Origin of the sequence: Methylobacterium terrae (genome assembly GCF_003173755.1) — a bacterium.
Taxonomy (GTDB): Bacteria; Pseudomonadota; Alphaproteobacteria; order Rhizobiales; family Beijerinckiaceae; genus Methylobacterium; species Methylobacterium terrae.
Window position 1 is genome coordinate 4,336,050 of sequence record NZ_CP029553.1, and the last position, 21,811, is coordinate 4,357,860.

The following is a 21,811-nucleotide window of genomic DNA, read 5'->3' on the forward strand; positions in this document are numbered from 1 at the left end:
GATCTCGGTCGGGGGTTCAGGCGGCGTCGGGCCGGGTGTCGGGCTCGCCGCCGGATCTGGCGAGGCCGGCCAGCAGCGCCGTGCCGGTATGGCCGACATGGTCGGCGAGCAGGCGGCCCGCGGCGGGAGCGTCGCGGGCCTCCAAAGCCGCCAGGATGGCCCGGTGCTCGGCGACCGACTCGTCCCAGCGCGCCCGGCTGTCGAGGGCGCGGCGGCGGGCGATCTCGGCCCGGGCGTGCAGGGCCTCGTGCGCCTCCCGCAAGGGGGCGTTGCGGGCGCAGGCCACGATCAGGCCGTGGATCTGCTGGTTGAGGGCGAAGTAGGCCGCGCGGTCCCCGGCGGCGTGGTGCGCCTCCATCTCGGACTGGAGCCAGGCCAGCCGCTCCAGCTCCGCCGCCGACAGGCGCAGGGCCGCGAGCTCCGCCGCCCCCCGCTCGATCGCGGCGATCGCCTCGAACAGCTCGGTCACGGCGTCCGGCCGCAGCTCCGCCACCCGGGGCGAGCGGTTGGGGCGCAGTTCCACCAGCCCCTCGACCGCGAGGAGCTTCAGCGCCTCGCGGACCGGCGTGCGCGAGATGCCGAGCGCCGCCGACAGCTCGGTCTCGACGAGGGCGCCGCCGGCCGGCAGCGTGCCCTCGACGATCAGCCCGCGCAGGCGTTGCGCCGCGCGCTCGTGCAGGCCGAGCCGCGGCCCGAGGCCGGCCGGCTCCAGCAATACGGGCTTGCGCGGGCGCCCGCGCGGGCGCCGGACCGGATCCATGCGTGTCGTCTCCGTCATCAGGTCCCGACCATAGCCGCCCGGGACGGCGGCGGGCGCATCAATTCCAGGCAATTCTGCTGCCTGCAAGGGCATTTGGCATGAATTGCATGCAGAGCACCAAAAATGCGTTGCGCGGTGTCCGGGGTCCCCTCACCCTGGTCCCGCGGCGCTCCTCAACGCCGCTCGCGATCAGAGCCGTCGCGGCGCCCGGCATCGCGGCGCCCTCCTCACAGCGAGGTCACCGCCCATGCGCCGCCATCTCGGCCCCCTGCTGGCCGCCGCCCTCTGGTCCTTCTCACCCGGGTCCCTCTCGCCGGCCCTCGCGCAGGAGGCCCCGGTCAAGGTCGGCTACGCCAAGTGCGCCCATTGCCTGCCGGTGGCCCTGCTGCCGGGATTGGCCAAAGGAGCGACGATCGACGCCACCGGCTTCAATTCCGGCAACGACGTCCTGACGGCGCTGATCGCGAAGAGCCTCGATGTCGCGCAAGTCACCTACCTCCACTACGTCACCGCCCTCGACAAGGGCTTCGACATCGTGGCGGTCGCCGGCGAGGTGAACGGCGGCTCGGAATGCCTGTCGGCGAAGGCGCTGAACCTGAAGGCCGAGGACTGGGCCGGGTTCAAGGCGGCGGTCGAGAAGGCGAAGGCGGCGGGCGCAGCCCTCAAGGTCGCGGCCTCCCGCGGCAACGCGCAGGACATCCACATGCGGGGCGCCTTCCTCAAGCACGGCATCAACCCGAACAAGGACGTGCAGTTCGTCAACATCCCGAACCCGTCCGACCACCTCGCGGCGATGCAGCGGGGCGAGATCGACATGGTCTGCTCGGTCGAGCCCTTCGCCTCGCAGATCCGCATGGCGGGGGCCGCCGCGCATTTCGTGCTGCCCTACGACCAGGCGGCCGGCAACCTGACGAACCTCATCGTCACCCGCTCGGACGTGATCGCGAAGAACCGCGCCGCCGTGCAGGCGGTGGTCGATGCCGACGTGGCCCTGGTCGAGAAGCTCAAGGCAGACCGGGGGATCTGGATCGACGTCATCAACCAGAAGACCGGCCTGTCGAAGGAGGTCGCCGCAGAGGCGATCAAGAACGCCGAGCCCGACTACCGGATGCACCGGGGCAAGACGCTCGCGATCGCCGCGATGATGCGGGACCTCAAGTACATCACCCGCGACGTCTCGGCCGACGTGGAGAGGCACATGGACTTCTCGTTCCTCGAGGCCGCCACCAGGAAGACCCGCGATGGCCTCGGCTACTGAGGCGGCGCCGCTCGCGGCCGCGACCCCGTCCCGCCGGCTGCCCCGCCGGCTCGTCGCCTTCGCCGAGCGGGCGGCCCTGCCGCTCCTCCTCGTCGCCGGCTGGGAGGCCTTCGCCCGCTCCGGCGCCCTGCCGGCGGCCCTGCTGCCGGCCCCGACCGCCGTCCTGCACGCGCTCGGTGACTGGCTCCTCGGCCTCGACGAGAGCACCCTGACCTATTCCGGGCGCTGGATCCCCGACGCGCTCGCGAGCCTCACCCGGGTCGCCGCCGGCTACGCCATCGCGGCCGTCTCGGCGGTCCTGATCGGGGTCGCGATCGGCTGGTGGCGGCTCGTCGAGCGCACCGTCGAGCCGACCCTGCAGATGCTGCGGCCGATCCCGCCGGTGTCGTGGATCCCGCTCGCCATCATCTGGTTCGGCATCGCCGACAAGCCGGCGATCTTCCTGGTCTTCCTCGGCGCGTTCTTCCCCGTGCTGATGAACACCATCCACGGCGTGCGCGGGGTCGACCGCACCCTGATCCGGGCCGGCGCGATGATGGGCGCCTCCGAGCGCCAGCTCCTCACCGACATCGTGCTGCCGGCCGCCCTGCCGTCGATCTTCTCAGGCCTGCGCATCGCCATCGGCTCGGCCTGGATGCTGACGGTGACCGCCGAGATGGTCGCGGTGAAGAGCGGGCTGGGCTACGTGCTGTGGGATTCCTACTACTTCCTGCGCTACGACATCGTGCTCGCCGCGATGATCTCGATCGGGCTGCTCGGCACCCTGTCCGATCTCGGCCTCAAGGCGCTGATGGGTTCGGTCCTGCACTGGCAGAAGGGCACGACGGTGCAGGGGCGGTGAACCGCCCCTCCCGCGCCTCCGGCTTTCCCTGTCCCGGATTCCTTTGCTCGCGGAGATCCCCATGAGCGCGATCGACCTCGCCGACGTCCAGAAAGTGTTCCGCGACCGCGACGGGCGCGACCTCGTGGCGGTGGAGCGCACCCGCGCCACGATCGAGGCGGGCGAGTTCGTCTGCCTGCTCGGCCCCTCGGGCTGCGGCAAGTCCACCCTGCTCAACATGATCGCGGGCTTCGAGGCGCCCAGCGCCGGCGAGATCCGGGTGGCGGGCCGGCGGGTCGAGCGGCCCGGGGCCGATCGCGGCGTCGTCTTCCAGCAGCCGACGCTGATGCCCTGGCTCACCGTGATCGACAACGTCGCCTTTCACCTCAAGCTCAGGGGCGTGGCGAAGGCCGAACGGCGTGAACGGGCCAAGACCTACATCGACCTCGTCGGCCTCGCCGGCTTCGAGCGGCACTACCCGGCGGAACTGTCCGGCGGCATGAGCCAGCGGGTCGGCATCGCCCGGGCGCTCCTGATGAACCCGGCGGTGATCCTGATGGACGAGCCCTTCGCGGCGCTCGACGCCCAGACCAAGATCGAGATGCAGGAGGAGCTGGTCGCGATCTGGCAGCGGGTCGGCGCCACGGTGGTGTTCGTCACCCACTCGGTCGACGAGGCGCTGGTGCTGGGCAACCGCATCGCCGTGATGAGCCGGCGCCCGGGCCGCATCCGCGAGTTCATCCCCTTCGACCTCCCCCGGCCGCGGGACGTGACGAGCCCCGCGTTCAACGACATGAAGCGGCGGGTGCTGGGTATGATCCGCGAGGAATCGACCAGAAAGGCCGCCGCATGATCCGGCTCGGCATGCTGACCCCGTCGTCGAACACCCGGCTCGAGCCGGCGACGGCCGCTCTCTTGCGCGACGCACCGGGGATCACCGCGCATTTCTCGCGCTTTCGCGTCACCGAGATCACCCTCTCGGCGGCGGGGCTCGGGCAGTTCGACGAGGCGCCGATCGTGGACGCCGCCGCGCTCCTCGCCGACGCCAAGGTCGACGCGATCGCCTGGAACGGCACCTCGGCGGCCTGGCTGGGATTTGCCCGCGACGAGGCCCTGTGCGCCCGCATCGCGCAAGTCACCGGCATCCCGGCGGCGACGGCGGTTCTCGGCTTTCGCGAGGCCTTCAACCGGGCCGGCATCCGGCGGGTCGGCCTCGTCACGCCCTATACCGGCGACGTGCAGGCGAAGATCCAGGCGAATTGGGCTGCTGCCGGGTTCGACTGCGCGGCCGAGCGGCATTGCGGCCTGTCCGACAACTTCTCCTTTTCGGAGGTGCCGGAGGCCGAGGTCGCCGCCATGGCCCGGGCGGTCGCGGCGGAGGGCGTCGACGCGGTGGCGGTGGTCTGCACCAACATGGCCGGGACGGCGCTCGTCGAGGATCTGGAGGCCGAGCTCGGCATCCCGGTCCTCGATTCGATCGCCGTCACCCTCTGGGCAGCGATCGAGGCAGCGGGCGCCGACCCCGGCCGGATCGCCGGCGGGAGTCGGCTGTTCCGGCTCCGAGCGCCGGATCGATCCGACCGGGCACCCGGGCTCTGACCGCTACCGGTCGGCCTTCCCCCCGCCGAGGGTCAGCTCGATGTAGCGCCGCGTCGTCGGCCGCACGAGGTCGGACACCGTCTGGGCCATCGCCAGCTCCTCCTTCAGCGACATCTCGAAGGCCGGCAGCCGGGCGCTCTGGCCGGCGGCCTCGGCGAGGGTGATCAGCGCGTCGTAGGCCGCCGCCTCGTAGTTCTCGAAGGCGCGGTTGGCGAAGGCGTTCTTCAGGATCTCGTCCTGGGCCGGGGCGTGGGCGAGCGCCGCCATGTTGCCCACGAAGCCGAGAACGCCCTCCTTGAGCGCCGAGGGGCTCTCGGACATCGCCGCCAGGGCCTCGTCGAGCCGGTCGCGCTGGCCGTGCGTCTCGGTGATGTGCCGGCGCAGGGCCGCCTCCATGTCGGGATAGCGCTCCAGCCGCTCGACCTGCCGCTCCATGATCTGGAGCGCCTGCAATTCGAGCGCGTGGGTGTTCTTCAGCGCGGTCACGTACAGCGAGCGGATGTCCTCGGCCATCGGGGGCTCCTTCGTGGCGTGGTGGGGCAGATACCCTGGGGTGAGAGATACCCTGTGACGGTATGTGCTGCCCGGGCCAACGCCGTCCGCAACCGGCGGTTCACCCCGGCCCTCGATACTGTGACAAAGTATCCTTGGCGGCCGGACCGATCTGGAACGCCGGGAGAATGGTGGCGTTGTCCGCCCTCCACGGGCGAGGACCGCGCCTCGCCCCACCCCAGGGAGATCCGCCATGACCGCGACACCGCCTCCCGTGCCGCCGGCCAACCGCTCCGACAAGGGCCCGGGCAGCGCCGAGCGCGCCCCGACCGAGACCGGACCGAAGGGCTCGAGCCAGGCCAAGGACCCGGACAAGGTCGGCCAGTCCGGCAATTCGAAGGTGAACACCACCAACCAGGGCTATCAGCAGGATCGGTAATCCATGAGCACCTCGGACAAGACCGACGCCGCCAACCGCCACCACGGCGGACCCGGCAGCAGCCACCAGCGGCCCGACCGGCCCGATCCCGCCGCCCCTGCCGGCCCCGATCCGGGCGCGGCGACGAGCGACAGCCGCTCCCACGTCTCGGGCGGCGGCGGCGAGGGCGACCGGCACCACGCCCACGATCCCGACCGCAAGGGCCACTCGCCGCGCTCGCATTGAGGCGGCCACCCCGCCGCCCGGCGGCACTCCTCCCGGGGATCGTCCCCCGGGAGGAGTGTTTCCCGTGAAACGCAGGCACCGTTTCCGGCGGGACGGGCGCCGCTCTCGCCCTGATCCCGTCACGGCCTCAGCGCGATATCGCCAAGGTCGCCGGGCAGACGAGCATCCCTGACGAATCCGCGCAGGGAGCCTGTCCATGTCACACATCGCCCTTCCTCAGCCCGGTCTCACCCGCCGCGCCGCCCTGATCGGGACAGCGCTCGCGGCCTGCGCGGTCCGGAGCGCGGCGGCGGCCGAGGACGCGGCGGCCAAGCTTGCGCAGCTCGAGCGGCGCGACGGCGGGAGGCTCGGCGTCGAGGTGCGCGACACCGCCACCGGCCGCCGCTTCGGCCACAGGGCCGACGAGCGCTTCCCAATGTGCAGCACCTTCAAGGCGATCGCCGCGGCCGCGGTGCTGGCCCGGGCCGACAAGGGCCAGGACGACCTCGACCGCCGGATCGCGTATGGCCGCGACGCCCTGCTCAGCTACGCCCCGGTGACCTCGAAGAACGTCGAGACCGGCATGACCCTCGCCGAGCTCTGCGCCGCCGCCGTCGTCTGGAGCGACAACACCGCCGCCAACCTGATGCTCGACACGATGGGCGGGCCCGAGGGCATAACGACCTTCGCGCGCGCCCACGGCGACACCGTCACCCGCCTCGACCGCACCGAGCCGACCCTGAACACCGCGATCCCCGGCGACGTGCGCGACACGACGAGCCCGGCGGCGATGGTCGGCCTCCTCGACAACGTGCTGCTCGGCAACGCGCTCTCGGCGGGGTCGCGCGCCCGGCTGACCGGCTGGATGCACGAGAGCCCGACCGGCCTGAAGCGCGTGCGCGCCGGCCTGCCGGAGGGGTGGCGCACGGCGGACAAGACCGGCACCGGCGACAACGGCACCGCCAACGTGGTGGCGCTGATCCACCGCCCGGATGGTGCGCCGATCCTCGCGGCGGTGTATCTCACCGGGTCACCGGCCGAGCCCGCCGCGCGCGACGCCCTGCACGCCGAGGTCGGCCGGCTGATCGCCCGGAGCCTGCCCGGCGCCTGACCCGCTCGAAGAGCCCGCCGTCGATGTCGAAGACCACCCGCGCCACCCAGGTTCTCGCCCGCGCCGGCATCCCCCACGGCGTCCATGCCTACGAGTACGACCCGGAGGCGACGCGCATCGGCCTCCAGGCGGCGGAGGCGATGGGCGTCCCGTCGGGCGAGGTGTTCAAGACCCTGATGGCCGCCGTCGACGGCAAGCCGGTCTGCGTGCTGGTCCCCTCGGACCGCGAGGTGTCGCTGAAGAAGCTCGCCGCGGCCTTCTCGGGCAAATCCGCCGCGATGATGCGCCCGGCCGAGGCCGAGCGGCTCACCGGCTACCACGTCGGCGGCATCAGCCCGCTCGGGCAGAAGCGGGCGGTGCCGACCCTGGTCGACGCCGCCGCCCTCGATCTCCCGGAGATCTTCGTCAACGGCGGCCAGCGCGGGCTGCAGGTCCGGCTGAAGCCCGGCGACCTCGTGCGCGTGCTCGAGGCCCGGACCGAAGCCGTCACCTGAGGGAAACACTCCGTTAACCACGATCCGCCAAGGCTCTGCCGTGGTCCGATGTTGGTGGGGCGGAAGACGATGGGGTACGGCGCGAGGCTCCTGGCGGGCACCATCGCCTTCGGCCTCGCGGGACCGGCCCTGGCGGCCGACCTGCCGGGGCCCGGCCCCTGGCCGGAGCCGCGGCCCGCGCCGAGCGCGCCGCCCCTGCGCTACTTCCCCCGCGGCGACAGCGACGCCTCGCTCGGCCCCCGGGTCCGGGCCGAGTGCCAGGACTTCGTCCCCACCAACGCGCCGGGCGATCCCACCTATGTCGGCTCGCCCTTCGGCCTCGGCAAACCGAGCTATTACGGCTTCCCGCCACCGCGCGGCGTCGACGACCCTTACGGGCGGCGGCCGGGCAGGCGGTGCCTGTAGGATTTCCGTCGCGCGAGGGGGGGGGCGGGATCGCGCGCCGGCGCGGCGGGCCGGTCGCTCCGGTCCTTGCGGCGTCGGCCCCTCCCGAGTTAGCGCATGCTACCCCTCCCGGAGCGTCCGCCCATGCCCCGCATCGCCTGCCTTCATACGTTCGACAGCAACGCCGCCGTCTTCGAGGAGGCGCTGCGGGCGACCGGGCTCGCCGGCGTCAGCCTGCAGCACACCGTGCGCGCCGACCTGCTCGCCGCCGCCGAACGGGAAGGACGGCTGACCTCCGACATCGCCGAGGAGACCGTCGCGGTTCTGCGCGGCCTGTCCGCTCAGGCCGACGCGGTCCTGTTGACCTGCTCGACGCTCGGACCGGCCGCCGAGGCCGCGGCCCCGGACAGCCCGGTGCCGGTCCTGCGGGTCGACGCCGCCCTCGCCGCCGAGGCGGTGAAGGCGGGCGGCCGGGTGGTGGTCCTGTGCGCGGTCGAGACGACGGTCGAGCCGACCCGTCACCTGTTCGAGGCGGCGGCGCGGGCGACGGGCGCGGCGGTGAGCGTCGAGGTCGTGCCGCAGGCCTGGGCGGCGTTCAAGGCGGGCGATCCCGAGCGCTACCGGGAGCTGGTCGCCCGCGCCGCCGGCGCCGCGAAGGCGGCGGGGGCGACGCGGGTCGCCCTGGCGCAGGCCTCGATGGCCGGCGCCGCCGCGCTGCTGCCCGAGACCGAGCGCCCGCTCACCAGTCCGACGGTCGGCCTCGCTGCGGCGGTCGCCGCGTCCCGCGGGTGATACGAGATCCGGAAGATTACTTCCGGATCTCGTATCACCAGCCCGCGCGGCGCTTGAGCGAAGCCGATTTCCGCATCGCGAAGCGATCAGCCGGAAATCGTATGAGTCGGCGACGCGATCGTCCCTCGATCCGCGCGAGCGTGCGGGGGCCGGCTCCCGACCCGTCTCGTGAGCGGCCAATCGGGCGGCCCATGCCGGCGGCCTCTCGGGACCGGGGACGGGCTTGGCCGAGAAGGCCCTTGACCCGACCCCTGCGGCCGGTTCGATGAAGGGCAGGTTCGACCCACCGAGGTGAGCCATGGCCCCGTCACCGAACCCGTCGCTCCGCTGCTTCACGCCCGCGCAAGCCGGCGCGATTCTCGGCGTCTCCGCCAAGGCCTTGCGCCTCTACGAGCAGCACGGCCTGCTCACGCCCGACCGCACGCGCACGGGGTGGCGCAGCTACGACGCGGCCGCGATGGCGCGGGCCGCCGAGATCGTCGGCTTGCGTCGTCTCGGCCTGAGCCTCGGGCAGGTGGCCCGCGTGCTCGACGGGGAGCCGCGCGACCTGGATGCGGGCCTCGCGGCGCATGAAGCCTGCTTGAGCGAGGCCGGCCGGCAGACCGCCGCCGCCCTCGCCCGCGTGCGGATGCTGCGCGCGGACCTCGCCCGGGGCGGCGCTTCGACGCCCGCGACGGTGACCCGCGCGCTCTCCGAGAGCGCCCCCCTGACGATCGGGTTCGCGCTGCCCTGGCCGTGGGACGGGGAGTGGTTCGCCCTTCGCGACCTGCCCCGGCTCGCCTTCATCACGGGACCGCTCGGCAGCGGAAAGACCCGCTTCGCGCAACGACTCGCGGAAGCGCTGCCCGACGCCGTCTTCCTCGGCCTCGACCGTCGTCACGATCCCGCCGTCGCGCGCCGCCTGACGGAGGATGCGCCCCTCGCGGACCGCGTCGAGCGCCGGTTGGCCTGGCTGGTCGAGGACGGGGCGGAACGCTCGGACGCGCTGACCGCGATCGTCGTCGCGCTGGAAGCCGAGGGGGCCACCGCGCTCGTGATCGACACGGTGGAGGAGGGCCTGAGCGCGGCGACGCAGACGGCCCTGATGGCGCATCTGCGCCTCCGGGGAACGCGCGAGCGCGCCCTCGTGCTGATGACCCGGTCGTCGGCCATCCTCGACCTCGACGCCCTGGAGACGCAGGAGGTCGTCATCCTGTGCCCGGCCAACCACAGCGTGCCGCGTCTCGCCGTGCCGCATCCGGGCGGGCGGGGTTACGAGGCGGTGGCGACCTGCCTCGCGCCGCCCGAGGTCAGGGCCCGCACGGCCGGGATCGTCGCCATGCGCCCTGCCGGCAAGTGTCCTGCCTGACCGCGCGCTGCCCGAGGGCGGTCAGCCGCTATCCCGGACCGCCCGTTCCACGGACGCGCCGCCGGGGTCGGGCCCCTCGTTCACCTGCAAAGCCATGAGCGCCCGCGTGTCCGCATCCAGCACGGCGCGGACCGCCGCCGTCAGCGGGTGGCGGGCGGTGTGCCCGGCGCCGTAGGCGAGATTGAAGCCGTGATCGAAGCCCGGCGGGTTGAGGCCCTGGTTGTGCTGGAGGATCGTCTCCAGCTTGTCGAAGCCCTTGGCCAGGACCGCCTCCGGCGAGGTGCCGGCCTCGTACTCCTCCCACAGCGCCAGGATCTCGTCGCGCCGCGCAGGCGGCAGCGGCGCGGTGAGGGCGAGGAGGTCGCGGCGCTCCTGCGCCGCCTTGTCCGCCGCGCGGGGATCGGTCGCCGGGATGTCGCCGCCGACCGCCTCGCCGAGGTCGTGGACGAGGCACATCTTGAGGAGCCTCGTGACGTCGATCCCCTCGACGCCCTCGGCCAGCACCATCACCATCAGGCAGAGCCGCCAGGTATGCTCCGCCGTGCTCTCCCGACGCCCGGAGGCCGCATGGCCGCTGCGCAGGGTGCTCTTGAGCGCCTCGGCCCGCCGCAGGAAGTCGAGGGTGCCGGCGAGGTCGTCGGGGGTCATGGGATGGGAGACTCCTTCATCCAGCCGGGCGAGGACGACCCGGGGGACGAGTGGCCGCCGGATTTCCCGACTGCGGCCGGAACAGCCGAACGACTCGTCGCTGGCGAGAATGTCCGGCTCCGCTTTGCGCATGTCGATATCACGATCTACATGTGCGCATCGAGACGGTCGATTGGAGAGGCGGCATGGCGATCAGTGTCGACAACCCCGAGGCCGATGCGCTGACGCGCACGTTCGCCGAACTGGCCGGCGTCGGCATCGCCGAGGCGATCGTCATCGCCATGAAGGAAGCCATCGAGCGCCGGCGCAACGCCGAGACACCGCGCGAAACGGCGGCACGACTTCGAAAAGAGCACGGCGTGGTGCTCGCCCAGGCGGCACGCGCGCCGCTGCCGCGCGAGGCCTTCGACGAGATGTGGGCCGATCGCTGATGTTCATCAATGCCTCGGCGCTCGTCGCGGTGCTGTCGGACGAACCGGAGGCCGGACGCGTATCCGACGCCATCGCCGGCGCCGCCATGCGCATCACCTCGCCGGTCGCCGTGCTCGAAGCGGCGCTGGCCCTGGCGCGTCCGGACAAGTTCGCGATGACGCTCGAAGCCGTTCAACCGATCATCCTGGAGTTCCTCGAGGCACGCGGGATCGAGATCCGCGACCTGCCGCCGGCCGGGCGCGCCACGGCGCTCGCCCTGTCCGCCGCGCATCGCTACCGCGCCGGGCGCCGGGGCCTCAACCTCGGCGATTGCCTGCACTACGCCTCGGCGAAATACGAGCGCGTGCCGATCCTGGCGACCGCGGACGAGTTTCGGCAGACCGACCTCGAGACGATTCCCTAGAGCCTTGTCCGACGACGGGAGGACCGGCTCGCCGGCCGCGGGAGACACCTCCGCCTCGCGCCCGCGCGCCTCTGGCGTCCCACCCCCGCCCCGCCTACGTTCCCCGCCGGCTCGGCCGACCGGAGACGCACGATGACCCCACCGCCCTCCCCTCTCGCCCCCGTCCTTCGGCTCGGCGACGTCGCCGCCCTGCGGGGGCAGGTGCGGGCCTGGCGGGCGGCCGGCGAGGCGGTGGCTCTGGTGCCGACCATGGGGGCGCTGCACGAGGGGCACCTCGCCCTGGTGCGGCAGGCGCAACGGAGCTGCCGGCGCGTCGTGGTCAGCATCTTCGTCAACCCGACGCAGTTCGGCCCGAACGAGGACTTTTCGCGCTACCCGCGGGTTCTCGAGGCCGACCTCGCCCTCCTGGCCGAGGTCGGGGCGGACGCCGCCTACCTGCCCGACGTGGCGACGATGTACCCTCCGGGCTTCTCCACCACCGTGACGGTGGCGGGGCTGACCGAGGGGCTGTGCGGGCCGCTGCGCCCCGGGCACTTCGCCGGCGTCGCGACCGTGGTGACGAAGCTGCTCCTCCAGGGCCTGCCCGACCGGGCGCTGTTCGGCGAGAAGGACTTCCAGCAGCTCCAGGTCATCCGGCGCGCGGCCCGCGACCTCGACGTCCCGGTCGCCATCGAGGGCGTGCCGACCGTGCGCGAGGCCGACGGCCTCGCGCTGTCGTCGCGCAACCGCTACCTCTCGGACGAGGAGCGAAGGACCGCCCCGGCGATGCACCGGGTGCTGCGGCAGGTGGCCGAGGCGGTGCGCGGCGGCGCGCCGACCGCGCCCGCCCTGGCGGAGGGCCGGGAAGGGCTCGAAGCGGCGGGGTTCGGGCCCGTGCAGTACCTCTCGGTGAACGACGCGGAGAGCCTGGTACCCCTCGACCGCGTCGCAGGCCCGGCCCGGGTGCTGGCGGCGGCCTATCTCGGCCGCACGCGCCTCATCGACAACGTCGCGGTCTGACGAGGACCGCGACGCGAAGGAGCACTCAGTCCCGCGGCGGAACCTCTAGTCCCGCGGCCGGACCTCAGTCCCGCAGGAGCTCGTTGATGCCGGTCTTGGCCCGGGTGCCGGCATCGACGCGCTTGACGATGACGGCGCAGTAGAGCGACGGGCCGGGGGTGCCGTCCGGCAGCGCCTTGCCGGGTTGCGTGCCCGACACCACCACCGAGTAGGGCGGCACGCGGCCGTAGGACACCTCGCCGGTGGCCCGGTCGATGATCTTGGTCGAGGCGCCGATATAGACGCCCATCGAGAGCACGCTGCCCTCGCCGACGATCACGCCCTCGGCCACCTCGGCGCGGGCGCCGATGAAGCAGTTGTCCTCGATGATGACCGGGTTGGCCTGGAGCGGCTCGAGCACGCCGGCGATGCCGGCGCCGCCGGAGATGTGGCAGTTCTTGCCGACCTGGGCGCAGGAGCCGATCGTGGCCCAGGTGTCGATCATCGAGCCCTCGCCGACATGGGCGCCGAGATTGACGAAGGAGGGCATCAGCACCGCGCCCGGGGCGATGTGGGCGCCCCGGCGCACCACGGCGCCCGGCACCGCCCGGAAGCCCGCGGCGCGGAAGCGCGCGGCGTCCCAGCCCTCGAACTTCGACGGCACCTTGTCCCACCAGCCGCCGCCGCCGGGGCCGCCCTGGATCAGCGCCATGTCGTTGAGGCGGAAGGAGAGCAGCACCGCCTTCTTGAGCCACTGGTTGACGTGCCAGTCGTGGTTGCCGGACTTCTCGGCGACCCTGGCCTCGCCGGAATCGAGCAGCGCCAGGGCGGCCTCGACCGCCTCGCGCACCGGCCCGCGCGTGTCGGCGCCGACGCCCGCGCGGTCCTCCCAGGCGGCTTCGATGGTCCGGGCGAGATCGGCGTGCGACATGGGAGGCGTCCAGGCGGGAGTGCGTTGCGGCGTTCCCTCTAGCAAAGCCCCCGGTGTGCTGTCACGCCGGGGCTTTCAGGGGGGGCCGGCGGCGCGGCTGCCGGCGAAGGCCCGGGTCAGGGCGGCGAGCTCGTCGGCGAGCGCGTCGTGGATCACCGCGGCGGCGTCGGGAAACACCTCGAGCACCCGGCGCATCACCGCCTGGGTGACCACCATGACCTCGACCGGGGCCGCCCCGGCGCGCGCGGTGGTCGGCCGCTCGGATGGGAAGAACAGGGCGGTCTGGCCGATCAGCGCCGCGGGCCCGGCCTCGATCGCGGCGCCGCGGGGCGAGCGGGGCTCGAGCACCACCGTGCCGCGGGTCACCACGAAGCCGCCCTCGGCCGTGTCGCCGCGGGCGAACAGCACGGCGCCCGGCTCCAGCCGCCGGCGCTCGGCCGCGAACGAGATCAGCCGCAGGGCGTCCCGGTTCATCAGTCCGAACAGCGGCGCCGCGGCCAGAATCGCGATGTCGTCGTCGAGCGCCAACGGCCTCGCTCTCCCCTTGGCCGCGCCCGCGCTCCGCGCCACCTGCGCAGTCTTCCGCAGCCGGGCCGCCCGGCCAAGCTCTAGCCGATCCGGCGGCCCCGCACCATGTGCCAGCCGATCCCGGTCCGGCGCGCCGCACAGGACACCGCGCGGAACTCCCGTCCCGCCGGAGCGGGCGATCGGGAGGTCCGCCGGGAGGCGCTCACGCGACCTGAGCGGTCTTTGCGTCGAGCCCCACCGCCTGGTCGCGCTCCTGCACCTGGTTGCGCCCCCGGCGCTTGGCCTCGTAGAGCGCGACGTCGGCGGCCGAGAAGCACTGCCCGGCGGTCTCGCCCGGACGCGCCTCGGCGACGCCGAGGCTCAACGTCACGATGCCGCCCTCGTTGCCGATATGCGGGATCTGCAGCCGCGCCAGCGCCTGGCGGATGCGCTCGGCCCGGCCGACGGCCTCGCGGCCGGAGGCGCCCGGCAGCAGCACGGCGAATTCCTCGCCGCCGATCCGGCAGGCGGTCTCCTCCGGCTCCCGGACCTGGCGCTGCAGCACCCGGGCGACGGCGCGCAGCACCTCGTCCCCGGCGAGGTGGCCGTAGGTGTCGTTGTAGCGCTTGAACCGGTCGGCATCGAGGAGGACCAGCGCGAGCGGCGTGCCGTCGCGCGCCGCCTGCTCGCGCGCCCGCGTGAAGGCCTCGTCGAAGTGGCGCCGGTTCGGCAGGCCGGTGAGCCCGTCGGTATGGGCGAGGCGGGCGAGGTCGTGGTTGGCCGCGAGCGCCCGCTCCTCGGCGAGGCCGCGCCGCTCGAGCTCGCGCTGGAGCACCAGGGTCAGGACGATCATGCCGCCGCACAGCACGCTCACCAGGACGACGATCGCCATCGCCCTCGGCCGCCACAGTTCCGCGATCGCCGCCGTCGGCACCACCACGGTGGCGACGAGGGGGCGGTCGCCGATCCGGCTGTAGGTGAACAGGCCCTCGATCGCCTCGGTGTAGCCGGTCGCGACGAACTGGCCGGCGCGACGCTCGAAGAAGCGCGGGAAGTGCGGCGCGGAGGTCAGGCTCCGGCCGATCGCGCTCTCCATCACCGGGCTGCGGACCAGGATCTCGCCGCTCTCGCGGAAGAAGGCGATGCGGCTCTGCTCGCCGAGGCTGAGGCGGCCGAACAGCGCGTTGAAGTAGCCGATGTCGATCGTACCGACGACGATCCCCGCGAAGGCCCCGTCCGCGTAAGCGAGGCGGCGGCTGAGCGGGATCACCCAGCGCCCGTCCGGCGCCATGCGGAGCGGTTTGCCGATGTAGAGCCCGGCATCGTCCCGCGCCCTGTGGACGAGGAAGAAGTCGGCGTCGGGAAAGCTCAGCGGGCGGGGCACCAGGGCGGTCGAATCGGCGAAGGCCTGCCCCTGCGTGTCGAGGGCCAGGATCGCCCCGAGGCCGTTCGCGGTGGCGGCGCGGTCGAACAGCACGAGCTGGCGCAGGTCCGGCGCGAGCCCGTCGGCCCACGGATTGCGCAGGCCGTCGACCACCGCCTGGAGCGACAGGTCGTAGAGCTCGATGTTGCGGTCCACCATGTGCTCGACCGATTCGAGCAGGTTCTGCGACACACGCCCGACCTGGTCCCAGGCGCTGCGGCGCATCTGCATGACCATCAGGCCGGAGGCCGCACCGATCACGAGCGTGACGGCGACGATCGACCCGGCCAGCGTGCGGGACGCGGCGGGGCGCCGCCTGCGGGATCGGGACTGCATCGGCGCTCCGTTGCGCGGTGCCTGCGATCCTCCCGATCTAGGGTGAGAAATCTAAGATTGGGTTGCGCCCCGGACGCCGCTCCTGTGCCGCCGGGCGAGGAGCCGCGACGATCACGGGCCGGCGGGAACCGGGACGCGATCCCGATGCCGGGCATCGCGCCCGCTACGGCAGCAGCTTGTACCCGCCCCCCTCGGTCACCAGGATCGAGGCCGTGGCCGGGTTCGGCTCGATCTTCTGGCGCAGGCGGTAGATGTGGGTCTCGAGGGTGTGGGTGGTGACCTGGGCGTTGTAGCCCCATACCTCGGCGAGCAGCGTGTCGCGCCCCACCACCTGGCGCCCGGCGCGGTACAGGAAGCGCAGGATCGCGGTCTCCTTCTCGGTGAGCTTCAGCTTCGAGCCGCGCTCGCCGACGAGGAGCTTGGCGCCCGGTCGGAAGGTGTAGGGGCCGATCTGGAACACCGCGTCCTCGCTCGCCTCGTACTGGCGCAGCTGGGCGCGGATGCGGGCGAGCAGCACCGCGAGCTTGAACGGCTTCGTCACGTAGTCGTTGGCGCCGGCATCCAGCCCCTGCACGGTGTCGGAATCCGAGGCCTGGCCGGTCAGCATGATCACCGGGCCGCGAAAGCCGCCCTGTCGCATCTGCCGCACCGCCTCGCGTCCGTCGAGGTCGGGCAGGCCGACATCCATCACCACGAGGTCGACCCGCTCGCCCGCGACCCGCTCCATCGCGCCGCGGGCGGTCTCGGCGGTCACGACCTCGAAATCGTCCGACAGGGCGAGCTGCTCGGTCAGGGTGTCGCGCAGGGTCGGATCGTCGTCGACGACGAGCAGGCGGTGGGCGTTCGACATCGAACCGGCACTCTCGAGGAAGGCGGACGGGCCTGAGATCCCGTCGCCGGCCGACGCCACGGTCCCGGACGGACCGCAGCCTGGCAGCGTGCGGGGCAGAGTAGCGGAGCGTCAAGCCGCGGCAAGGGCCGCGGGCGCGACTGTCCACGGTGACGGCTCCGGCTCCCCGCCCTCAGCCGCGGGGCGGCAGCGGGCCCTCCGGGCGGGGCGGAGAGGGGCGCAGGTTGGCGGGCGGGGCAAGCTTCGGACGAGCGACCGCCACCGGGCAGGCCTGGAGCCAGAGATAGACCCGCAGGGCCAGCCAGGCATCCTCGAGCGCGCCGTGGCGGGTGCCGACCCGGCTGAGCCCGATGCGCCGGCACACCGCGTCGAGGGCCGCCCTCCCCTTCTCGCCCCGGCGGCGATAGGCCTCCATCGTGCAGTAGACCCTTGTGGCGACCGGGCCCAGGCCGGCCTCCCGCAGCTCGCGGTTGACGAAGCCGAGATCGAAGGCGGCGTTGTGGGCGACGACGAGGTCCGCCCCGGCGAGGAGGTCGGCCACGGCAGCGGCGTGCCGACCGGCCGGGTCCTGGTGGCGCAGCAGCCAGTCGTCGTAGCCGTGCACCGCCTCGGCCATCGGATGGCTGGCGCGGCCGGGATCGAAGATGAGGTGGTGGCAGGCGATCTCCGGACGACCGGCGGCGAGCGACGCGGTCGTCAGCACGACGGCGCCGAAGCTCACCACCCGGTCGGTCTCGGCGAGGCCCGTGGTCTCGACGTCGAGGGCGACGAGGCGCGGGGGCAGCCAGGCGAGCCAGTCGGGGCTCGGCTCGGGCGAAGAGGTCGGGTCTAACGGACACGGCTGGGAGGGCGTCGGCTGGGAAGGCGTCGGCTTGGGCATGAGGGTCGGGCGGCTCGTCGGATGGCTCGCGGCATTCTCGGCCGGTCCGCTCCGCCTGTCACGGTCTCGACGCCGCCGCCCCCGCCGCCCTACAGATGGCATCCATGAAGCGCACCACTCTCCCGCACCTGCGGGTCCGGCCCGATCCCCTCGACCGCCGCCGCGGCACCCTGATCGCCGGGCCGGTGCTGATCCCCTGCGCCCTCGGCAAGGGCGGCCAGACCCGCACCAAGCGCGAGGGCGACGGCGCCTCGCCCTGCGGCACGTTCCGCCTGCGCGGCGGCTTCTACCGTCCCGACCGCCTCGGGACCCGCCCCCCGACCGGCCTCCCCTTGCGCCGCATCCGCCCGGACGACGGCTGGTGCGACGACCCGCGCGACCGGCGCTACAACCGCCCGATCCCCCTGCCCGCCCCCGGCACCAGCGCCGAGCGCCTGTGGCGCGACGACGGTCTCTACGACCTCGTGATCGACCTCGACTACAACCGCGGCCCGATCCGCCGCGGCCGCGGCAGCGCGATCTTCCTGCACGTGGCGCGGCCCGGCTTCCGGCCGACCGAGGGCTGCGTGGCTCTGCGCCGTCCCGACCTCGTTCGGCTCCTGCGCCGCCTCGGACCGGGCACCCGGCTCACGATCTGAGGGAGATCTTCTCCGATCGAGCGGGGCTTCCATGAAAATTTTCTCGATCGAAGGATGCTGCATGGCACAACAACATCTTTCATTTTGGTAACGCTACCACGCTCGCGCTGCCCGAAAACATGCGCTAGGGTCCCGGCTGCCACAGAAAAGCCTCATCGGACGCAGGGAGAGACGCATGCTCGACGCCTACACCGCGACCGAGATCGTTCGGGCCCGACAGATCCACGCCGCGGAGGGCGCGCGCGGCACGCTCTGGGACACCACCGCCCGCTACCGCGACGGGCTGCCGAACTCGCCGATCCTGCTGACCGACGAGGACCGCATCCGCTTCCTGGAGCAGGCGCGGGAAGAGATCCGCTGCCTGCACGCGAATTGAGGCCCTGAGCCTCAGGCCTTCGACGGGCGCGCGCCGAAGATGGCGCTGCCGACCCGGACATGGGTCGCGCCCATCTGGATCGCCGCCGGGTAGTCGGCGCTCATCCCCATCGACAGGATCGGCAGGGCGTGGCGGCGGGCGATGGCCGCCAGCAGGCCGAAATGCGCCGAGGGCGGGTCCTCCGCCGGCGGGATGCACATCAGCCCCGAGACGGTCAGCCCGTGCGTGTCCCGGCACTCGGCGAGGAACGCGTCGACCGCGCCCGGCGCTACGCCGCCCTTCTGCGGCTCCTCGCCGGTATTGACCTGGACCAGCAGGGTCGGGTGCCGGCCGGAGCGGGCGATCTCCCTGGCGAGGGCCGCGGCGAGCGAGGTCCGGTCGAGGGTGTGGATCACGTCGAACAGCTCCACCGCCTCGCGGGCCTTGTTCGATTGCAGCGGGCCGATCAGGTGCAGCGCGACGTCGGGGCATTCCTCGCGCAGAGCGGGCCACTTGGCCTTCGCCTCCTGGACGTAGTTCTCGCCGAAGAGCCGCTGGCCCGCCGCGAGGGCCGGCCGGATGCCCTCGGGGGGAATCGTCTTCGACACGGCGATCAGCGCGACGCTGAGCGGGTCGCGCTCGCCGTCCTCGGCGGCCCGGGCGACGGCCTCCCGCACCTCGGCCAGATTCGCCATGACGGTCTGCGGGTCGATCATGACCGCTTCCTTTCCGGCGGCGCGGCGCCGTCCTTGATTGTTGACCCTCGGGACCAAACCGTGTCCTAGTCCGCCGGCGCCGCGCCGAGCAAGCTCAACCGTTTGCGGCCGTGACGTTTTCCCTCTCCTCCCCTGCCGCCGGTGCTCACGGCGCCGGCGCCGACCGGTCGCAAAGACGCCGCCCATGGCCGAACGTTACAACGCGAAGGATTCCGAGCCCCACTGGCAGCAGGTGTGGGCCGAGCGCGAGATCTTCCGCACCCGCAACGACGATCCGCGCCCGAAATACTACGTGCTCGAGATGTTCCCCTATCCGTCGGGACGCATCCACATGGGCCACGTGCGCAACTACGCCATGGGCGACGTGGTGGCCCGCTACAAGCGCGCCAAGGGCTTCAACGTCCTGCACCCGATGGGCTGGGACGCCTTCGGCCTGCCGGCCGAGAACGCCGCGATGCAGAACAAGGTCAACCCGCGGGACTGGACCTACGCCAACATCGCGACGATGCGGGCGCAGCTGCAATCGATGGGCCTGTCGCTGGACTGGAGCCGCGAGATCGCGACCTGCGATCCGGAATACTACAAGCACCAGCAGCGGATGTTCCTGGACTTCCTGCAGGCCGGGCTGGTCTCGCGCCGCACCGCCAAGGTGAACTGGGACCCGGTCGACCACACCGTGCTCGCCAACGAGCAGGTGATCGACGGGCGCGGCTGGCGCTCGGGCGCCTTCGTCGAGCAGCGCGAGCTGACCCAGTGGTTCTTCAAGATCACCGACTTCGCCCAGGACCTCGACGACCGGCTCGACACGCTGGAGCGCTGGCCCGAGAAGGTCCGGCTGATGCAGCGCAACTGGATCGGCCGCTCGGAGGGGCTGGAGCTGCGCTTCGCCCTGGAGAGCGCGCCCGAGGGCGCCGCGCGTGACGTGACGGTCTACACCACGCGTCCCGACACGCTGTTCGGCGCGAAGTTCCTGGCGGTCGCCGCCGACCATCCGCTCGCGGCCGCGGTCGCGGCGGACAATCCGGCCCTGCAGGATTTCATCGCCGAGTGCCGGCGGATGGGCACCGCGCAGGCCGCGATCGACACGGCGGAGAAGCTCGGCTTCGACACCGGGCTCGAGGTGCGCCACCCCCTCGACCCGTCCTGGACCCTGCCGGTCTACGTCGCGAACTTCGTGCTGATGGAGTACGGCACCGGCGCGGTGTTCGGCTGTCCGGCCCACGACCAGCGCGACCTCGACTTCGCCAACAAGTACGCCTTGGGCAACACGCCGGTCGTCTGCCCGCCGGACCAGGACCCGGCCGCCTTCACGATCACCGACACCGCCTATGACGGCGACGGCCGGATGATCAACTCGCGCTTCCTTGACGGGATGAGCACCGACGAGGCGTTCAAGGCTGTCGCCGACCGCCTCAAGGCCGAGACCCTCGACGGTGGCGTCATGGGCCGGCGCCGGGTGCAGTTCCGCCTGCGCGACTGGGGCGTCTCGCGCCAGCGCTACTGGGGCTGCCCGATCCCGGTGATCCATTGCGACGCCTGCGGCGTGGTGCCGGTCCCGGTCGCCGACCTGCCGGTCCGCCTGCCGGAGGAGGTCTCGTTCGACGTGCCCGGCAACCCGCTGGAGCGCGATGCGGCCTGGCGCAACGTGCCGTGCCCGTCCTGCGGCGCGCCCGCCCGGCGCGAGACCGACACGATGGACACCTTCGTCGACTCGTCCTGGTACTTCGCCCGCTTCACCGCGCCCTGGCTGGAGGACGCGCCGACCGACAAGGCGGTGGCCGACCACTGGCTCCCGGTCGACCAGTATATCGGCGGCATCGAGCACGCGATCCTGCATCTGCTCTATTCGCGCTTCTTCATGCGGGCGATGCGCCAGACCGGCTGGGCGGGGGTCGACGAGCCCTTCGCCGGCCTGTTCACGCAAGGCATGGTCGTCCACGAGACCTACCGCGACGAGGCCGGCGCCTGGGTTCAGCCGGTCGACGTCAAGGTCGTGACCGAGGACGGCGCGCGCAAGGCGTTTCACGTGAAAACCGACGCGCCGATCGCCATCGGGGCGATCGAGAAGATGTCGAAGTCGAAGAAAAACGTCGTCGACCCCGACGACATCATCGCCTCCTACGGCGCCGACACCGCCCGCTGGTTCATGCTCTCCGATTCGCCGCCGGAGCGCGACGTGATCTGGACCGAGGACGGCGTGCAGGGCGCGTCGCGCTTCGTCCAGCGCGTCTGGCGCATGGTGAGCGAGGTGGCGGAGGGCGGTTCCGAGCCGGCGCTCGCCGGAAGCGAGGCGGTGCTGAAAGCGGCGCACAAGGCGCTCGCGGCGGTCGGCGAGGACATCGAGCGGCTGCGTTTCAACCGGTGCGTCGCCCACGTCTACGAACTGGCGAACAGCCTGCAGGAGGCGGTGAATGCCGAGCGCGGCCGGGCGCCCTCCCCCGCCCTGCGGGAGGCGACCCTGATCCTGGTGCAGCTCATCGCCCCGATGATGCCGCACCTCGCCGAGACCTGCTGGACGGCGTTGGGCCAGGACGGCCTGGTGGCGGAAGCGGCCTGGCCCGCGGTGAAGCGCGAGCTCCTGGTCGAGGACAGCGTGACGCTGCCGGTGCAGATCAACGGCCGCAAGCGCGCCGACGTCATGGTACCCCGGGACGCCGACCAGGCGGCGGTCCAGGCCGCCGTGCTGGCATTGGAGCCGGTGCAGCGGGCGCTGGAGGGCAAGCCGCCCCGCAAGGTGATCGTGGTGCCCCTGCGCATCGTCAACATCGTCGTCTGACCGGCTCGCGGCAGGGACGGGAAACTCTCCGGGGCCCGGCGACGATCGCCGGGCCCTTCTTCGTTCGTCCCCGTTTTTCACCGGGCGGCGACGCCACGGCCCTGCTGTCGCCTCAGAGAGTCTTTAGATCCCGGACCCTATCCTGATGCCCCGACGGGCACGCCCCGAAAGGTCTCGCCGGCCCCTTGGCAGACCATCGGCGGAGCGGTAACGGCGTTGAGCGTAGCGGTGGCGAGG

General features: G+C 72.6%; 26 protein-coding genes. 17 read left to right on the plus strand and 9 right to left on the minus strand.

What is annotated here, in order from left to right; all coding sequences use genetic code 11:
* Positions 1-16: 16 nt before the first annotated feature.
* Complete coding sequence (locus tag DK419_RS20105; RefSeq protein WP_109960659.1) at positions 17-760, minus strand: GntR family transcriptional regulator; 744 nt, start codon at positions 758-760, stop codon at positions 17-19.
* Positions 761-1,007: 247 nt separating this feature from the next.
* Here DK419_RS20105 and DK419_RS20110 point away from each other — a divergent pair, with 247 nt between their 5' ends.
* The 4 genes from DK419_RS20110 to DK419_RS20125 all read left to right on the plus strand — a co-directional run bounded on the left by DK419_RS20110 (position 1,008) and on the right by DK419_RS20125 (position 4,437).
* Positions 1,008-2,018 carry an ABC transporter substrate-binding protein gene (locus DK419_RS20110; protein WP_109960660.1) on the plus strand — a complete coding sequence of 337 codons (1,011 nt, stop codon included), beginning with the start codon at positions 1,008-1,010 and terminating at the stop codon, positions 2,016-2,018.
* Entirely contained in the window at positions 2,002-2,859 is an 858-nt protein-coding gene (locus tag DK419_RS20115; RefSeq protein WP_109960661.1) for an ABC transporter permease, read from the plus strand. Before DK419_RS20110 ends, DK419_RS20115 begins: the two co-directional genes overlap by 17 nt.
* 61 nt (positions 2,860-2,920) lie before the next feature.
* A complete protein-coding gene (locus tag DK419_RS20120) occupies positions 2,921-3,691 on the plus strand; it encodes an ABC transporter ATP-binding protein (protein WP_109960662.1) in 771 nt (256 codons plus the stop codon).
* Positions 3,688-4,437: a maleate cis-trans isomerase family protein gene (locus DK419_RS20125; protein ID WP_208642224.1), complete on the plus strand. Its 750-nt coding sequence runs from the start codon at positions 3,688-3,690 to the stop codon at positions 4,435-4,437. Before DK419_RS20120 ends, DK419_RS20125 begins: the two co-directional genes overlap by 4 nt.
* A 3-nt stretch (positions 4,438-4,440) precedes the next feature.
* Here DK419_RS20125 and DK419_RS20130 read toward each other — a convergent pair whose 3' ends face one another.
* Positions 4,441-4,950, minus strand: a complete 510-nt coding sequence (locus DK419_RS20130; protein ID WP_109960663.1) for a ferritin-like domain-containing protein — start codon at positions 4,948-4,950, stop codon at positions 4,441-4,443.
* A 232-nt stretch (positions 4,951-5,182) separates the two neighbouring features.
* Here DK419_RS20130 and DK419_RS20135 point away from each other — a divergent pair, with 232 nt between their 5' ends.
* From DK419_RS20135 to DK419_RS20165, 7 genes are all read left to right on the plus strand, one after another.
* On the plus strand, positions 5,183-5,368 hold the full coding sequence (locus DK419_RS20135) for a hypothetical protein (protein WP_109960664.1): 186 nt from the start codon (positions 5,183-5,185) through the stop codon (positions 5,366-5,368).
* A 3-nt stretch (positions 5,369-5,371) separates the two neighbouring features.
* A complete protein-coding gene (locus DK419_RS20140) occupies positions 5,372-5,593 on the plus strand; it encodes a hypothetical protein (RefSeq protein ID WP_109960665.1) in 222 nt (73 codons plus the stop codon).
* A 196-nt stretch (positions 5,594-5,789) separates the two neighbouring features.
* On the plus strand, positions 5,790-6,683 hold the full coding sequence (gene bla, locus DK419_RS20145; protein WP_109960666.1) for a class A beta-lactamase: 894 nt from the start codon (positions 5,790-5,792) through the stop codon (positions 6,681-6,683).
* A gap of 23 nt (positions 6,684-6,706) precedes the next feature.
* Positions 6,707-7,177 (plus strand): Cys-tRNA(Pro) deacylase, encoded by a 471-nt coding sequence (gene ybaK, locus DK419_RS20150; protein ID WP_109960667.1) that lies wholly within the window; start codon positions 6,707-6,709, stop codon positions 7,175-7,177.
* Positions 7,178-7,225: 48 nt separating this feature from the next.
* Positions 7,226-7,582 (plus strand): hypothetical protein, encoded by a 357-nt coding sequence (locus tag DK419_RS20155; protein WP_425352597.1) that lies wholly within the window; start codon positions 7,226-7,228, stop codon positions 7,580-7,582.
* A 123-nt stretch (positions 7,583-7,705) separates the two neighbouring features.
* Complete coding sequence (locus tag DK419_RS20160) at positions 7,706-8,353, plus strand: aspartate/glutamate racemase family protein (protein ID WP_109960668.1); 648 nt, start codon at positions 7,706-7,708, stop codon at positions 8,351-8,353.
* A 298-nt stretch (positions 8,354-8,651) separates the two neighbouring features.
* Positions 8,652-9,701 carry a MerR family transcriptional regulator gene (locus DK419_RS20165; RefSeq protein WP_109960669.1) on the plus strand — a complete coding sequence of 350 codons (1,050 nt, stop codon included), beginning with the start codon at positions 8,652-8,654 and terminating at the stop codon, positions 9,699-9,701.
* 21 nt (positions 9,702-9,722) lie between these two features.
* Here the strand turns inward: DK419_RS20165 and DK419_RS20170 are convergent, their stop codons facing one another.
* The gene (locus tag DK419_RS20170) at positions 9,723-10,349 is read right to left on the minus strand and encodes an HD domain-containing protein (RefSeq protein ID WP_109960670.1); all 627 of its coding nucleotides are present in this window, start codon (positions 10,347-10,349) and stop codon (positions 9,723-9,725) included.
* A gap of 185 nt (positions 10,350-10,534) precedes the next feature.
* Here DK419_RS20170 and DK419_RS20175 point away from each other — a divergent pair, with 185 nt between their 5' ends.
* The 3 genes from DK419_RS20175 (at position 10,535) to panC (ending at position 12,183) form a co-directional block, all read left to right on the plus strand.
* Complete coding sequence (locus tag DK419_RS20175; RefSeq protein WP_109962400.1) at positions 10,535-10,780, plus strand: type II toxin-antitoxin system VapB family antitoxin; 246 nt, start codon at positions 10,535-10,537, stop codon at positions 10,778-10,780.
* On the plus strand, positions 10,780-11,184 hold the full coding sequence (locus DK419_RS20180) for a type II toxin-antitoxin system VapC family toxin (RefSeq protein ID WP_109960671.1): 405 nt from the start codon (positions 10,780-10,782) through the stop codon (positions 11,182-11,184). Before DK419_RS20175 ends, DK419_RS20180 begins: the two co-directional genes overlap by 1 nt.
* Before the next feature lie 132 nt (positions 11,185-11,316).
* Positions 11,317-12,183: a pantoate--beta-alanine ligase gene (gene panC / locus DK419_RS20185; protein WP_109960672.1), complete on the plus strand. Its 867-nt coding sequence runs from the start codon at positions 11,317-11,319 to the stop codon at positions 12,181-12,183.
* A gap of 64 nt (positions 12,184-12,247) precedes the next feature.
* Here panC and dapD read toward each other — a convergent pair whose 3' ends face one another.
* The 5 genes from dapD to DK419_RS20210 form a co-directional block, all read right to left on the minus strand.
* Positions 12,248-13,093 carry a 2,3,4,5-tetrahydropyridine-2,6-dicarboxylate N-succinyltransferase gene (gene dapD / locus DK419_RS20190; RefSeq protein ID WP_109960673.1) on the minus strand — a complete coding sequence of 282 codons (846 nt, stop codon included), beginning with the start codon at positions 13,091-13,093 and terminating at the stop codon, positions 12,248-12,250.
* Between the two features lie 75 nt (positions 13,094-13,168).
* Entirely contained in the window at positions 13,169-13,621 is a 453-nt protein-coding gene (locus tag DK419_RS20195; protein ID WP_109960674.1) for a Crp/Fnr family transcriptional regulator, read from the minus strand.
* Positions 13,622-13,823: 202 nt separating this feature from the next.
* A complete protein-coding gene (locus DK419_RS20200; RefSeq protein ID WP_109960675.1) occupies positions 13,824-15,359 on the minus strand; it encodes a GGDEF domain-containing protein in 1,536 nt (511 codons plus the stop codon).
* 163 nt (positions 15,360-15,522) lie between these two features.
* Positions 15,523-16,209: a response regulator transcription factor gene (locus DK419_RS20205; RefSeq protein WP_109960676.1), complete on the minus strand. Its 687-nt coding sequence runs from the start codon at positions 16,207-16,209 to the stop codon at positions 15,523-15,525.
* A gap of 172 nt (positions 16,210-16,381) precedes the next feature.
* Entirely contained in the window at positions 16,382-17,089 is a 708-nt protein-coding gene (locus tag DK419_RS20210; protein ID WP_109960677.1) for a 3'-5' exonuclease, read from the minus strand.
* Between the two features lie 104 nt (positions 17,090-17,193).
* Between DK419_RS20210 and DK419_RS20215 the strand changes: the two genes are divergently transcribed.
* Both DK419_RS20215 and DK419_RS20220 read left to right on the plus strand, forming a co-directional pair.
* A complete protein-coding gene (locus DK419_RS20215) occupies positions 17,194-17,727 on the plus strand; it encodes a L,D-transpeptidase family protein (RefSeq protein ID WP_109960678.1) in 534 nt (177 codons plus the stop codon).
* Between the two features lie 175 nt (positions 17,728-17,902).
* A complete protein-coding gene (locus tag DK419_RS20220) occupies positions 17,903-18,103 on the plus strand; it encodes a hypothetical protein (protein ID WP_109960679.1) in 201 nt (66 codons plus the stop codon).
* Positions 18,104-18,114: 11 nt separating this feature from the next.
* On the opposite strand, the gene DK419_RS20225 is transcribed toward DK419_RS20220, so the two are convergent.
* Complete coding sequence (locus DK419_RS20225; RefSeq protein ID WP_109960680.1) at positions 18,115-18,798, minus strand: YggS family pyridoxal phosphate-dependent enzyme; 684 nt, start codon at positions 18,796-18,798, stop codon at positions 18,115-18,117.
* A gap of 184 nt (positions 18,799-18,982) precedes the next feature.
* Here DK419_RS20225 and leuS point away from each other — a divergent pair, with 184 nt between their 5' ends.
* Complete coding sequence (gene leuS / locus DK419_RS20230) at positions 18,983-21,574, plus strand: leucine--tRNA ligase (RefSeq protein WP_109960681.1); 2,592 nt, start codon at positions 18,983-18,985, stop codon at positions 21,572-21,574.
* The last annotated feature ends 237 nt before the right edge of the window (positions 21,575-21,811 follow it).

What these genes read in the sequence shown, in the direction of transcription:
- DK419_RS20165 (WP_109960669.1), top strand. Translation starts at nt 8,652, where the DNA reads ATGGCCCCGTCACCGAACCCGTCGCTCCGCTGCTTCACGCCCGCGCAA.
- ybaK (WP_109960667.1), top strand. Translation starts at nt 6,707, where the DNA reads ATGTCGAAGACCACCCGCGCCACCCAGGTTCTCGCCCGCGCCGGCATC.
- DK419_RS20130 (WP_109960663.1), bottom strand. Translation starts at nt 4,950, where the DNA reads ATGGCCGAGGACATCCGCTCGCTGTACGTGACCGCGCTGAAGAACACC.
- bla (WP_109960666.1), top strand. Translation starts at nt 5,790, where the DNA reads ATGTCACACATCGCCCTTCCTCAGCCCGGTCTCACCCGCCGCGCCGCC.
- DK419_RS20120 (WP_109960662.1), top strand. Translation starts at nt 2,921, where the DNA reads ATGAGCGCGATCGACCTCGCCGACGTCCAGAAAGTGTTCCGCGACCGC.
- panC (WP_109960672.1), top strand. Translation starts at nt 11,317, where the DNA reads ATGACCCCACCGCCCTCCCCTCTCGCCCCCGTCCTTCGGCTCGGCGAC.
- leuS (WP_109960681.1), top strand. Translation starts at nt 18,983, where the DNA reads ATGGCCGAACGTTACAACGCGAAGGATTCCGAGCCCCACTGGCAGCAG.
- DK419_RS20155 (WP_425352597.1), top strand. Translation starts at nt 7,226, where the DNA reads ATGTTGGTGGGGCGGAAGACGATGGGGTACGGCGCGAGGCTCCTGGCG.
- DK419_RS20200 (WP_109960675.1), bottom strand. Translation starts at nt 15,359, where the DNA reads ATGCAGTCCCGATCCCGCAGGCGGCGCCCCGCCGCGTCCCGCACGCTG.
- DK419_RS20135 (WP_109960664.1), top strand. Translation starts at nt 5,183, where the DNA reads ATGACCGCGACACCGCCTCCCGTGCCGCCGGCCAACCGCTCCGACAAG.
- DK419_RS20110 (WP_109960660.1), top strand. Translation starts at nt 1,008, where the DNA reads ATGCGCCGCCATCTCGGCCCCCTGCTGGCCGCCGCCCTCTGGTCCTTC.
- DK419_RS20140 (WP_109960665.1), top strand. Translation starts at nt 5,372, where the DNA reads ATGAGCACCTCGGACAAGACCGACGCCGCCAACCGCCACCACGGCGGA.
- DK419_RS20105 (WP_109960659.1), bottom strand. Translation starts at nt 760, where the DNA reads ATGGATCCGGTCCGGCGCCCGCGCGGGCGCCCGCGCAAGCCCGTATTG.
- DK419_RS20170 (WP_109960670.1), bottom strand. Translation starts at nt 10,349, where the DNA reads ATGACCCCCGACGACCTCGCCGGCACCCTCGACTTCCTGCGGCGGGCC.
- DK419_RS20175 (WP_109962400.1), top strand. Translation starts at nt 10,535, where the DNA reads ATGGCGATCAGTGTCGACAACCCCGAGGCCGATGCGCTGACGCGCACG.
- DK419_RS20115 (WP_109960661.1), top strand. Translation starts at nt 2,002, where the DNA reads ATGGCCTCGGCTACTGAGGCGGCGCCGCTCGCGGCCGCGACCCCGTCC.
- DK419_RS20160 (WP_109960668.1), top strand. Translation starts at nt 7,706, where the DNA reads ATGCCCCGCATCGCCTGCCTTCATACGTTCGACAGCAACGCCGCCGTC.
- DK419_RS20205 (WP_109960676.1), bottom strand. Translation starts at nt 16,209, where the DNA reads ATGTCGAACGCCCACCGCCTGCTCGTCGTCGACGACGATCCGACCCTG.
- dapD (WP_109960673.1), bottom strand. Translation starts at nt 13,093, where the DNA reads ATGTCGCACGCCGATCTCGCCCGGACCATCGAAGCCGCCTGGGAGGAC.
- DK419_RS20210 (WP_109960677.1), bottom strand. Translation starts at nt 17,089, where the DNA reads ATGCCCAAGCCGACGCCTTCCCAGCCGACGCCCTCCCAGCCGTGTCCG.
- DK419_RS20180 (WP_109960671.1), top strand. Translation starts at nt 10,780, where the DNA reads ATGTTCATCAATGCCTCGGCGCTCGTCGCGGTGCTGTCGGACGAACCG.
- DK419_RS20125 (WP_208642224.1), top strand. Translation starts at nt 3,688, where the DNA reads ATGATCCGGCTCGGCATGCTGACCCCGTCGTCGAACACCCGGCTCGAG.
- DK419_RS20225 (WP_109960680.1), bottom strand. Translation starts at nt 18,798, where the DNA reads ATGATCGACCCGCAGACCGTCATGGCGAATCTGGCCGAGGTGCGGGAG.
- DK419_RS20215 (WP_109960678.1), top strand. Translation starts at nt 17,194, where the DNA reads ATGAAGCGCACCACTCTCCCGCACCTGCGGGTCCGGCCCGATCCCCTC.
- DK419_RS20220 (WP_109960679.1), top strand. Translation starts at nt 17,903, where the DNA reads ATGCTCGACGCCTACACCGCGACCGAGATCGTTCGGGCCCGACAGATC.